At 60.4% G+C, this 12,442-nt stretch carries 10 protein-coding genes; 6 read left to right on the plus strand and 4 right to left on the minus strand.

Translation table 11 applies throughout. The features are described 5' to 3' along the window. Window positions 1-189 precede the first annotated feature (189 nt). From mgrA to epsC, 4 genes are all read right to left on the minus strand, one after another. The gene (gene mgrA / locus K0H48_RS09385) at window positions 190-1,227 is read right to left on the minus strand and encodes an L-glyceraldehyde 3-phosphate reductase (protein ID WP_219267259.1); all 1,038 of its coding nucleotides are present in this window, start codon (window positions 1,225-1,227) and stop codon (window positions 190-192) included. A gap of 108 nt (window positions 1,228-1,335) precedes the next feature. Next, complete coding sequence (locus K0H48_RS09390; protein WP_219267333.1) at window positions 1,336-2,664, minus strand: OprD family outer membrane porin; 1,329 nt, start codon at window positions 2,662-2,664, stop codon at window positions 1,336-1,338. A gap of 291 nt (window positions 2,665-2,955) precedes the next feature. After that, entirely contained in the window at window positions 2,956-4,917 is a 1,962-nt protein-coding gene (gene betT, locus K0H48_RS09395; RefSeq protein ID WP_178112753.1) for a choline transporter BetT, read from the minus strand. A gap of 408 nt (window positions 4,918-5,325) precedes the next feature. Further along, window positions 5,326-6,252, minus strand: a complete 927-nt coding sequence (gene epsC / locus K0H48_RS09400) for a serine O-acetyltransferase EpsC (protein ID WP_219267260.1) — start codon at window positions 6,250-6,252, stop codon at window positions 5,326-5,328. Between the two features lie 166 nt (window positions 6,253-6,418). Between epsC and K0H48_RS09405 the strand changes: the two genes are divergently transcribed. From K0H48_RS09405 to K0H48_RS09430, 6 genes are all read left to right on the plus strand, one after another. After that, window positions 6,419-7,417, plus strand: a complete 999-nt coding sequence (locus K0H48_RS09405) for a D-cysteine desulfhydrase (protein ID WP_219267261.1) — start codon at window positions 6,419-6,421, stop codon at window positions 7,415-7,417. Window positions 7,418-7,692: 275 nt separating this feature from the next. After that, window positions 7,693-8,487, plus strand: coding sequence for a cystine ABC transporter substrate-binding protein (gene tcyJ / locus K0H48_RS09410; RefSeq protein ID WP_219267262.1), 795 nt, complete (start codon window positions 7,693-7,695; stop codon window positions 8,485-8,487). Then, complete coding sequence (gene tcyL, locus K0H48_RS09415; RefSeq protein WP_017135731.1) at window positions 8,487-9,152, plus strand: cystine ABC transporter permease; 666 nt, start codon at window positions 8,487-8,489, stop codon at window positions 9,150-9,152. Before tcyJ ends, tcyL begins: the two co-directional genes overlap by 1 nt. A 2-nt stretch (window positions 9,153-9,154) precedes the next feature. After that, window positions 9,155-9,901 (plus strand): L-cystine ABC transporter ATP-binding protein TcyN, encoded by a 747-nt coding sequence (gene tcyN / locus K0H48_RS09420; protein WP_056858176.1) that lies wholly within the window; start codon window positions 9,155-9,157, stop codon window positions 9,899-9,901. 313 nt (window positions 9,902-10,214) lie between these two features. Continuing rightward, window positions 10,215-11,000: a hypothetical protein gene (locus K0H48_RS09425; RefSeq protein ID WP_219267263.1), complete on the plus strand. Its 786-nt coding sequence runs from the start codon at window positions 10,215-10,217 to the stop codon at window positions 10,998-11,000. A gap of 187 nt (window positions 11,001-11,187) precedes the next feature. Further along, window positions 11,188-12,429, plus strand: coding sequence for an SfnB family sulfur acquisition oxidoreductase (locus K0H48_RS09430; protein WP_219267264.1), 1,242 nt, complete (start codon window positions 11,188-11,190; stop codon window positions 12,427-12,429). Window positions 12,430-12,442: the final 13 nt, after the last annotated feature.

Raw genomic sequence — 12,442 nt, forward strand, 5'->3', positions numbered from 1 at the left:
CACCGCCATCGCGGGCAAGCCCGGCTCCCACATTGACCGCGTACAACCGAGTGAATTTGCCACACCGAAGATCAAAATGTGGGAGCGGGCTTGCTCGCGAAAGCGGAGTGTCAGCCAACAGATTCGTCGACTGATTCACCGCCTTCGCGAGCAAGCCCGCTCCCACATTTTTGACCGGGTTGTGCCAGCTTATTCAGCCGTAGACGGTTTTTCCCACAGGTTAATCCCGCCTTCCTGCGCAAACCGATCAATCTCCGTCAGTTCTTCTGTACTGAAGCTCAGGTTCTTCAACGCACCGACGTTTTCAATGATCTGCTCCGGGCGGCTCGCACCAATCAAGGCACTGGTCACCCGTGGGTCTCGCAGGGTCCAGGCCAAGGCCAGTTGCGCCAGGCTTTGGCCACGGCGCTTGGCGATTTCATTCAACCCGCGCACATGGGCGATATTGGCCTCGGACAAGTGCTTGGCCTGCAACGAGCCGCCACCTGGACGGTTGACCCGCGCATCGGCCGGCACGCCGTTGAGGTACTTGTCGGTGAGCAAACCCTGGGCCAGCGGCGTAAAGGCAATCACCCCGGCACCCAGCTCATCGGTGGTGTCCAGCAGGTCTTTTTCAATCCAGCGGTTGAGCAGGTTGTAGGCCGGCTGGTGGATCAGCAACGGCACTTTCCACTCTTGGAGCAGCGCCGCCATTTCGCGGGTTTTCACCCCCGAATAAGACGAGATACCAATGTACAACGCCTTGCCCTGTTGCACGGCAGTGGCGAGGGCGCTGGCGGTTTCTTCCAGCGGGGTGTCGGCGTCAAAACGGTGGGAGTAGAAAATATCCACGTAGTCGACGCCCAGGCGTTGCAGGCTCTGGTCCAGGCTCGCCAGTACGTATTTACGCGAACCACCACCCTGGCCGTAAGGGCCGGGCCACATGTCCCAACCGGCTTTGCTGGAGATGATCAGTTCGTCGCGGTAGTGCTTGAAGTCTTCGCGCAGCAAACGGCCAAAGTTGATCTCGGCGCTGCCGTACGGCGGGCCATAGTTGTTGGCCAGGTCGAAGTGGTTAATACCCAGGTCGAACGCGGTGCGCAGCAAGGAACGCTGGGTGTCGATCGGGGTGCTGTCGCCAAAGTTGTGCCACAGCCCCAGGGACAGTGCCGGCAGCACCAATCCACTGCGACCTACGCGGCGGTACGGGATAGATTCATAGCGGTTTTCGGCAGCAATGTAAGTCATCGAATCCTCTCTTGGACGTAGGCAAATAAGGCCCGGGAATAAGGGTATCCCCAGGCCTTTTAACCAGCTGAATCGCTTAAGCCTGCCGTTCCGTTCTACAGCAATTTCCTACCAGAGTGGAACGACATAGCTGACATAAAAGCGATTTTCATCTTGGACGGTGGCACCGGTAATGTCCGGGCTGGCGTGGGCATTTTTCCAGGTCACGCCCAGGCCCTTGAGGGTGCCGGTGGGTACCTGGTAAGCCACGGCAATGTTGCGTTCCCACTCGCTGGTGGTGCCTTGCACGGTGCGGATGTCATCACCGTGGGCATAGGCGGCCGAGAACGTCAGGCCGTTGAGGCCCAGCTTACCGAAGTCATACTTGTACTGCGCAAGCCATGTGCGCTCACCGGCGTGTTGAAATTTATTCAACTGCATGTTGGTGAGCGCCGGGGTGTCTGCGCCTGAGCCCGGCCCTTGGCGGTTGTCGCCGCTGTTGAGGCCGGAATCAAGGTACGGAAAGTCGCTGTCGCCGCTGTTTTTCTGGATGCCCAGGCCGACGGTGTGACCGTCCAGGCTGTAGCTCTCAAGCAAGCTGGCGGTGGTCTGGTTGATGCGGCCTTTGCTGGTGCCGTCGCCATACAGACCGGCGCCGGTAAAGTCTTTATCGCCATCGGCGTTGGCGCCTACCCCGAGGCTGCGGAACACGCGCACGTCGGTGTCGATGGCGCCCACGGACAACGCGTCATGGCGCTTGGCACCGAGGAAGAACTGCTGGTAGTAATCCTCAAGGTTGGAGTACCACAGGCTCACGGTGGTGTTCTGGATGCCGGTGTAATCCGCACCGCCGAACAGGAAGCGGTCGCTCTCTTTGGTGCCGCCGGCGGTGATCATGCCTTGGTCGCCGGTTTCGTTGCGGATCTTGGTCTTGAAGATATCGCCGCCGGTGAAGGTGAAGTCGCTGAGGTCTTTGGAGACCAGTTGCACGCCGGTATTGGTCTGCTGGTACAGGCGGCCGTCGGTGTTGGCCAGTACCGGGTTGTTGCCGAACAAGGTGCCGACGCGCAGCTCATCCTTGGCGAAACGCATCTTGAATGTAGGGCTGAGCACACCGAACTGGTCGGCGGACTTGCCGTCGTCCAGCGGGAACATGCTGCCGGGGTAACGGCCCTGGTGATCCTTGTCGTTGAGGTCGCCACCGGAGTCGAGTTTAAGGCCGTAGAACGCCTGCAAATCCAGGCCAAAACCTACCGGGCCTTCGGTGTAGCCAGACTTGAAGTTGAACTCGAAACCCTGGCCCCAATCCCGCACGCTATGCGCCTTGGCGTTGCTGCCCACCACGTCACGACCTTGCTGGTTGAGATAGCGGTTGAGCAGGGTCACGTCGGCGTGGCTGTCGTCGATAAAATCGGCATGGGCGGACAGCATAAAGCTCGCCATGGCGGCACCCACCATGGGGCTTATTAACGTCTTCATTGTTACCGGTCTCCGTCACTGTTCTGAAATGAAAGCGTCAAACGCTTCACACAATTACGCAGTGGCCAGATGACAGTTCGGAGTCAAAACACTTAGTTCACGAATGAAATTAAGTTTAAGAAAGCCTTTAATTACGCGGGCTTGCGGGCATTTGATCGTTCCCACGCTCTGCGTGGGAATGCATCCATTGACACTCTGCGTCATCTCTGCGGCGGGACGCGGAGCGTCCCAGTCGGCATTCCCACGCGGAGCGTGGGAACGATCGGTGGGTCAGCGCACCAGGTGCAGGAACTGCAGGTGGCGCTCGTACTGGTCGAGGATATCGTTGATGATCTGCTCCTTGGTGTAGCCGACCAGGTCGTAGTCCTGGCTGCCCTCACTCAAGTGCACTTCCGCACGGTAGTAACGGCGGTTGTTGATCTCTTTGGAACCCATGCCACCGCGCGCAAACGACGGCGTGAAGTAGCCGCGCATCTGCACTTGGTAAACGAACGGATGCTCCTCGCCATGCCCGATTTCCAGGCTGACGCTGTCGTTGGACGGATCAGGCTGAGTCACCACATTCAGGCCCTTCTCGACAAACACCGCCGTCACTTCTTCGATCGCCGGGCGCACCGTCGCTTCGAGGAAGCGGTACACCTCATCCCGTGACGGGAAGTGCACGGCCTGGCTCAAGCGCTGACGCCAACCGCCTCGGCCTTTGCGCGCCGCCGACACCGGCGCCAGCGAATGCAGCTGGGCAATCTGCTTCTGCGATTCAAGGTAGAACGCCTTGTGCAGCCCCCACATCATCAACAACAGGATCAGCGAGAACGGCAACGACGTGAGCACCACCGCCGATTTGAGCGAGTCGATACTGCCGGCAAACAGCAGGGCACTGGTGACCAGCGCCGTCATCGCGCCCCAGAACACCCGCAGCCATTTCGGCCCGTCTTCATCGGCGTTGCCGCCTTTGGACGACAAGGTCGACAGCACTACGGTGCCGGAGTCGGCCGAGGTGACGAAGAACACGAAGCTGATAAACACCGTGACGGCGATTACCGTCTTGCTCCACGGGTAGGTTTCCAGCAGCAGGTAGAGGCTCATCGACGGGTCGTCGATGGCCGACTGGCCGAGCGCGGTCATGCCGTGGTTAAGCACTTGGTCGATGGCACTGTTGCCGAAAATCGACATCCACGCCAGGGTAAAGCCCAGCGGAATCAACAGTACGCCGAAGACGAACTCGCGGATGGTACGGCCACGGGAAATACGCGCGATAAACAGGCCCACGAACGGCGACCATGCGATCCACCAGGCCCAGTAGAACACCGTCCAACCGCCCAGCCAGTCGCTGGGTTTGTCGTAGGCGTACACATCGAAGCTCTTGGTCGGCAAGGCGCCGAGGTAGTCACCGATGTTCTGGATCAGGGTGTTGAGCAGGTGCTGGGTGGGGCCTGCGAACAACACAAACAGCAGCAGCGCGCAGGCCAGCAGCATGTTGATGTCGGACATCACTCGCACACCCTTGTCGACACCAGCCACGGCGACGAGGATCGCGGCGCCCATCATCAAGGTGATCAGGCCAACCTGAATCCACTGGGTATGCGCGATGCCAAACAGGTAATCGAGACCGGAGTTGAGGTGCAGCACGCCAAAACCCATGTCGGCGCCCAGGCCGAACACCGTGGCGATGATGCCGAAGCCATCGACGGCATAGCCTATAGGCCCGTTGATACGCTTGCCGATCAGCGGGTACAGCGCCGAACGCAGCGCCAGCGGCAGGTTATGCCGGTAGGCGAAGTACGCCAGGGCCATGCCGACAAAGGCAAACACGCCCCAGCCGTGCAGGCCCCAGTGCAGAAACAGAATCTGCATGGCCTGACGTGCCGCATCGGCGTTCATCGGCGCGCCCTGAGGCGGTTGCACCAGGTGCGTCAATGGCTCGGAGACACAGAAGAAAAACAGCGTGATGCTGATCCCGGCCGCGAACAGCATGCCGGCCCAGGACAGGTAACTGAATTCGGGCTCGTCGTGGTCGGCACCGAGTTTTATCTTGCCGTAGCCCGATAGCGCGGTGACCACCACGAAGACCAGATACAGCGTCATCGCGAGCATGTAGTACCAGCCGACCGTGTTGGCCGCCCAGTTTTGTGCGGCCAGCAGCCAGGCACCGGCCTGTTGCGGAATCGCGATGACAGTGATGCCAAACAGCAGGATGAAGCTTGCGGCAAAGTAGAAAACCGGCGCATTCATGCGCACCAGGCCGCTGGATGGGGTGGACGATGCACTCATGATCGATGCACCCCGAAGGTGTGTGATGTGGCTGTAAATAACGGACTCAGCAAAGGTAAGCCTCCTGTTGTGAGCGGGCAGCGAACCACCGGGTTTAACTTGAACGAGCATTCAAGTTAAACATAGGTAGGCGGTTTGGGACTAATCGCAGGGCCGAGCGGTAGACAATTCCTACACTAGCTCAAGGATTGGTATGACGGGCGGGGATGGCAAATCGTTCAGTGGTTGCGGGTCTAATTTGAAATGCGGTTAAACCTGTGGGAGCTGGCTTGCCTGCGATAGCGGTGGGTCAGTCAGCAAATCTTTAACTGACAGATCGCTATCGCAGGCAAGCCAGCTCCCACAGTTGATCGGTGTTTGGCTCAAATACTATTTCTGCGCGCCGTCGTCATGCTGCAAATTCGCCTGGGTGATGTTCACCCCCGCCGGCACGCTGCGGGTCAGCCACACATTGCCGCCAATGGTCGAGCCCTTGCCGATGGTGATGCGCCCCAGGATCGTCGCCCCGGCGTAAATCACCACATCGTCCTCAACAATCGGATGGCGCGGATGGCCTTTCTGCAACTGCCCGTCCTCATCCGCCGGGAAGCGCTTGGCGCCCAACGTAACGGCCTGGTAGATGCGCACACGCTCGCCGATGATCGCGGTCTCGCCGATCACCACACCTGTGCCATGGTCGATAAAGAAGCTCGGACCGATCTGCGCACCAGGGTGAATGTCGATGCCGGTGGCCGAGTGGGCAATCTCTGCGCTGATGCGCGCCAGCAACGGCAGACCGGAGCGGTACAGATGGTGCGCCAGGCGATGGTGAATCACCGCCAGGATTCCCGGATAGCACAGCAGCACTTCATCCACACTGCGTGCGGCCGGGTCGCCGTGGTAGGCGGCAAGCACGTCGGTGTCCAACAGACTGCGCAGTGAGGGCAAGGCCAGGGCGAAGTCCTGGATCAGCCGGATGGCCAGCGCATCGACCTCGCTGTCATCCTTGGCGCCCTGGCGCGCGGCGTAGCGCAGTTCCAGTCGAGCCTGGGCCAGCAAGGCATTCAGGGCGACGTCGAGGGTATGCCCGACGTAAAAATCTTCACTTTCTTCACGCAGGTCCACCGGCCCCAGGCGCATCGGGAACAACGCGCCGCACAACGCTTCAAGAATCTGCGCCACCGCCTCGCGGGACGGCAACTCGCGGCCACCGTGTTCGCCACTCAGGCGGCCATTGCGCGTGCGCCACTGATCCCGGGCGCTGCGCAGTTGGCTGACGATGGTCTGCAATTGCCAATGGCTGGAACGCTCACTCACGGTATTCACTCCTGACGATATGGCCATCACTTTACGGTATGCACCCTGGCCGCCCTTAAGAACCAATGGTGTGATGCTAAGAACTATCCGGCATAAGCGATTGGCGGTTGCCGGTTGAAAAGTGCCTGCCTATAGTCGCCCCATCACTTAGCCACTGTACGTCGCCATGATCAAACAACAGCTCGACCGTTTTAACCGCCTGGAACTGCTGGGCGGCGCCACTGCCCTGGAAAAACTCGAGCGGCTGTCGGCCTGGCTGGGCAGGGACATTTACGTCAAGCGCGACGACACCACGCCGCTGGCCATGGGCGGTAACAAGCTGCGCAAACTTGAATACCTGGCCGCCGATGCCATTGCCCAGGGCGCCGACACCCTGGTGACCGCCGGCGCCATCCAATCCAACCATGTGCGCCAGACCGCCGCGCTGGCCGCCAAGCTTGGCCTGGGCTGCGTCGCGCTGCTGGAAAACCCCACCGGCACCGAAGACCCCAACTACCTCGGCAACGGCAACCGCCTGCTGCTGGAGTTGTTCGACGCCAAAGTCGAATTGGTCGAGAACCTCGATAACGTCGACGACCAACTCAACGCCCTCGCCGACCGCCTGCGCAGCAACGGCAAAAAACCGTACCTCGTCCCCATCGGTGGTTCCAATGCCTTGGGTGCCTTGGGTTATGTGCGCGCCGGGCTGGAGCTGGCCGGGCAGATCGCAGACAGCGGCATTGAGTTCGCCGCCGTGGTGCTGGCCTCGGGCAGCGCAGGCACCCACAGCGGCCTCGCGCTGGCGTTGAGTGAAGTGCTGCCGAATCTGCCGGTGGTGGGCATTACGGTGTCGCGCACCGAAGAAGCGCAGTTCCCGAAGGTTCAGGGCCTGGCCGAACGCACCGCCGAATTGCTGGGCGTGGACATTCCCGAAGCCTTCAAGGTGATCCTGTGGGACGAATATTTCGGCCCGCGCTACGGCGAACCGAACGCCGGCACCCTGGCTGCGGTCAAGCTATTAGCCAGCCAGGAAGGCTTGCTGCTGGACCCGGTCTACACCGGCAAGGCCATGGCCGGCTTGCTTGATGGCATCGGGCGTCAGCGGTTTGAGGACGGCCCGATCATTTTCCTGCACACCGGCGGGGCACCGGCGTTGTTTGCGTATGACGCTATTCTAACGGACTGAACACGGAACAAAATGTGGGAGCTGGCTTGCCTGCGATAGCGGTCCGTCAGCTACAGATGGGCTGGCTGATCCACCGCTATCGCAGGCAAGCCAGCTCCCACATTAGATCACCTGAATATTCAATAAAAGAATATCAAAAAGAATTTATATTATTTTCAAGTCTTAAAAACTGGCTTTATAGTCGCGCCGCAGGCGAAGACGCGCATCGTGCTTTAGGGCAGGATACGACTACTGCGTCACCTGCTTCGCTCAACATAAAAACACAGGGGCTGTTCATGACTATTTCTGTATTGCGTCGCACGTTGCTGGTTGGCACTTTGGGCTTGGCACTCGGGGCAGGTCTGATGGGCCAGGCCATCGCCGGCGAGCAGTTGGGCAACATCAAGAAAGCCGGCGAGATCAAGATCGGCCTGGAAGGCACCTACCCGCCGTTCAGCTTTGTCGATGAAAGCGGCAAGCTCAGCGGCTTCGAAGTCGAGCTGTCCGAAGCGCTGGCCAAGGAGCTGGGCGTCAAGGTCAAGCTGCAGGCCACGCCGTGGGACGGTATCCTCGCCGCCCTGGAATCCAAGCGCCTGGACGCAGTGGTCAACCAAGTGACCATCTCTGAAGAGCGCAAGAAGAAGTATGACTTCTCCAAGCCGTACACCGTGTCGGGTATCCAGGCACTGGTGCTGAAGAAAAACGTCGACTCCATCAAGACTGCCAACGACCTGGCCGGCAAGAAAGTCGGCGTAGGCCTGGGCACCAACTATGAGCAATGGCTCAAGGACAACCAGCCTAAAGCCATCATCAAGACTTACAACGATGACCCAACCAAGTTCCAGGACCTGCGCATTGGCCGTATCGACGCCATCCTGATCGACCGCCTGGCCGCGCTGGAATACGCCAAGAAAGCCCCGGACACTGCTGCTGCCGGTGATGCCTTCTCCCGCCAGGAAGCCGGTATTGCCCTGCGCAAAGGCGAGCCAGAACTGCTCGACGCGGTGAACAAGGCCCTCGACAAGCTGCGCGCCGATGGCACCTTGAAGAAGCTGTCCGAGAAGTACTTCAACGCTGACGTCACTGAATAATGGAAGCAGGTTTCCAACTCGCGCTGGACTCCGCGCCCTTTCTGCTCAAGGGCGCGTACTACACGGTGATTCTTAGCCTCGGCGGGATGTTTTTCGGCTTGTTGCTGGGCTTCGGCCTGGCCTTGATGCGCTTGTCGCGCTTCAAGCTTCTAAGCTGGACCGCCCGAGTCTACGTGTCGTTCTTTCGCGGCACGCCGTTGCTGGTGCAGCTGTTTTTGATCTACTACGGCTTGCCGCAAGTGGGCATCGAGCTGGATCCGATCCCGGCGGCCATGATCGGCTTTTCGCTGAACATGGCCGCTTACGCCTGTGAAATCCTGCGCGCCGCGATCAGTTCCATCGAGCGCGGCCAATGGGAAGCTGCCGCCAGTATCGGCATGACGCGCGCGCAGACCCTGCGCCGGGCCATCCTGCCGCAGGCGATGCGCACGGCCTTGCCGCCGTTGGGCAACAGCTTTATTTCGCTGGTCAAGGACACGGCGCTGGCCGCCACAATCCAGGTGCCGGAGTTGTTCCGCCAGGCACAGCTGGTGTCAGCGCGTACCTTCGAAATCTTCACCATGTACCTGTCCGCCGCCCTGATCTACTGGATCCTGGCGAGCATCCTGGCGCACTTTCAAAATCGCCTGGAAGACCGGGTCAACCGGCATGACCTGGAGTCCTGAGCATGATCGTGGTTGAAAAACTGACCAAACAATTCAAAGGTCAGGTGGTACTCAACGGCATCGACCTTGAGGTCAAGGAAGGCGAAGTGGTCGCCATCATTGGCCCCAGCGGTTCCGGCAAGACCACCTTGCTGCGCTGCCTGAACTTCCTCGAAGAACCCACCAGCGGTCGCATCAAGGTCGGTGATATCGAGATCGACAGCAGCAAGCCGCTCAACCAGCAACAAGGCCTGGTGCGGCGCTTGCGCCAGCACGTGGGTTTTGTGTTCCAGAATTTCAACCTGTTCCCCCATCGCACCGCGCTGGAAAACGTCATCGAAGGCCCGATCGTGGTCAAGAAGATGCCGCGCGAGGCGGCGACCGCACTCGGTCGCAAGCTCTTGGCCAGGGTCGGCCTGGCAGGCAAGGAAGACGCGTACCCGAGGCGCTTGTCCGGCGGCCAGCAACAGCGCGTGGCGATTGCCCGTGCCTTGGCCATGGAGCCGGAGGTGATTCTGTTTGACGAACCCACCTCGGCGCTCGACCCGGAGCTGGTCGGCGAAGTGCTGGCGACCATCCGCAGCCTGGCCGAAGAAAACCGCACCATGGTCATCGTCACCCACGAAATGAGCTTCGCCCGGGATGTGGCCAACCGGGTGATCTTTTTCGACAAAGGCGTGATCGTGGAACAGGGCGAAGCCAAGGCGCTGTTTGCCAACCCCAAGGAAGAGCGGACCAAGCAGTTTTTGAGCAAGTTTTTAGCCCACTGACAGTTTTTGTGGGAGCTGGCTTGCCAACTCCCACCTAACAGCGTTCCTACACAAAATCCTCGTTCCCATCAGTAAAACTCCCCGCGACACCCACCTTAAAATCCCCCGCCCCGTCAGCCTTTTCTGAATCTGCTCCAACTCGCCGTTAAGCCTTTTGCCGCCATTGACGACTGCCAGCCAACCCTCTTATCTAGCGCCCAGAGGATTGGATCCTATCCCGGCTACTCACTGAATCGTTCCTTTCGGCACCCCGCGCGCAATCGCGCCACGGGCGCCGGAACGATTGCTGCTGGCTGCATCAAGGAGATTACTTATGACGCGCACCGCACCCCAGGCCACGCTCACCGCCCCGACCCTGCCCCAGGCGAATCGACACGGCATCAATGCCCTTGCCGCTACCCAATTGCAGGTGGATATCGCGCCTTACCCTGGCATGGACGAGGGCGACCTGATCGAGTTGTTCTGGAACAACTGCTTTGCCGACTCACGTCGGATTACCGCGTGCAAGGTCGGCACGCTGACTCGCCTGCGTGTACCCGAAAGTTTTATTCAGGATGGCACGGCACGGGTTCACTATCAGGTCATGCAAGTCGGCCACGGCCCGGCACGTTCAGAACTCACCCAGGTGCCCGTGAAGACCTGCTACCCCGGTGGCCACCCTTCTGCGCTGCTGGACGGTGAAAACCAGAACCTTGCCCCCGTGGGCCTGCCCGAAACCATCCGGCGCTACGGCGTCAACGGCAGCCAGGTAAGGCGCGGTATCCCGCTGACCATTCAGCCCTACCTGAACATGGCCAAGGGCGACGCCATTACCCTGCGCTGGGGCGACGTGCGCCTGGACCTGCCGAGAATCCAGGCCAAAGGCGTGGGCCTGCCGGTACAAGTGTGGGTGCCGTCGGCCATTATTATCGAAGCAGGCGACGACAGCCGCCTGGACGTCACGTACTGCATTCTCGATCGCGTCGGCAATAATTCGCGCTGGGCGCCGGTGCGCACCTTGAACATCGCCACCTGCGCGCCCCAGCCGCCGGCCCGGCCAGCCAGCGCCACGACGGTCTATCAACCGCGTCAGCCCGGTTCACCCTGCGAACCTGGGTGACAGCCCTTCTATGCATATTCCTAAAAGTTAGTTTATTTAAAGATTTAACACGCTTAGGGTATATGCACCGGACCACCGGACATCTCTGATTTTTTTGTTTCTATTTCATTGAATGCGAGGTCGGTATGGTCAGAATTACCCCGGTGCATAACGCCAGGGCATTACGTGCAGCCAAGGAGCGGCGCTGATGTCTAACTTGGCTCTAACACCCCCCCAGAGTGATCTGGACGTAGCCCCACTGCTGTTGCCGGCCACGGTGCTGCGCAACGACGCCCAGGCGTTGAGCGCGGCCCATGAGCTGGCCCAGGCCGCACGCCTGCAAGCCGCCAAACGCGACCAGCAGCGCCAACTGCCCTGGGCGCAGCTTGAGCAGTTCACCCGCAGCGGGCTGGGCAGTATTTCGATTCCCCGTGAATACGGCGGCCCCCAAGTGTCATTCGTGACCCTGGCCGAAGTGTTCGCGATCATCAGCGCAGCGGACCCGGCCCTCGGGCAAATCCCGCAGAACCATTTCGGCATTCTGCACCTGCTGCAAAGCACCGCCACCGAGCGCCAGAAAAAGCAGCTGTTCCAGAGCGTGCTCGACGGCTGGCGTATCGGCAATGGCGGCCCCGAACGCGGCACCAAAAACACCCTGGAACTCAAGGCGCGCCTCACTGCCAAGGATGACGGCTATGTGATCAGCGGCCAGAAGTTCTACTCCACCGGTGCCTTGTTCGCCCATTGGGTCGCGGTAAAAGCACTGAACGATGACGGCAAGCAAGTCATGGCGTTTGTACGCCGTGGCACGCCAGGGCTGCGCATCGTCGATGACTGGTCGGGCTTTGGCCAACGCACCACCGCCAGCGGCACCGTACTGCTCGACCAAGTGCCGGTGGACGCAGAGTTGGTCGTCGACAACTGGCGCCTCGCCGACAGCCCGAATATCCAGGGCGCCGTCTCGCAACTGATCCAGGCCGCCATCGATGCCGGCATCGCCCGTGGCGCGCTGGACGACACCATCGCTTTCGTGCGCGAACGCTCGCGCCCGTGGGTCGACGCCAAGGTCGAACGCGCCAGCGATGACCTGTACGTGATCGCCGATATCGGCAAACTTAAAATCGAACTGCACGCCGCCGAAGCCCTGCTGCGCAAAGCCGGCAAGCTGCTGGACGACATCAGCGCCGCGCCGATCTCCGCGCAATCGGCCGCCCGTGCCTCGATTGCCGTGGCCGAAGCCAAGGTGCTGACTACCGAAGTGTCGTTGCTGGTCAGCGAAAAGCTCTTCGAGCTCGCCGGCAGCCGCGCAACCCTTGCCGAATTCAACCTCGACCGCCACTGGCGCAATGCCCGCGTACACACCCTGCACGACCCGGTGCGCTGGAAGTATCACGCCATCGGCGCCTATCGACTGAACGGCACTTTGCCTGCTCGACATTCCTGGATCTGACCGACCAGACATC

Origin of the sequence: Pseudomonas sp. Xaverov 259, assembly GCF_019352915.1 — a bacterium.
Taxonomy (GTDB): Bacteria; Pseudomonadota; Gammaproteobacteria; order Pseudomonadales; family Pseudomonadaceae; genus Aquipseudomonas.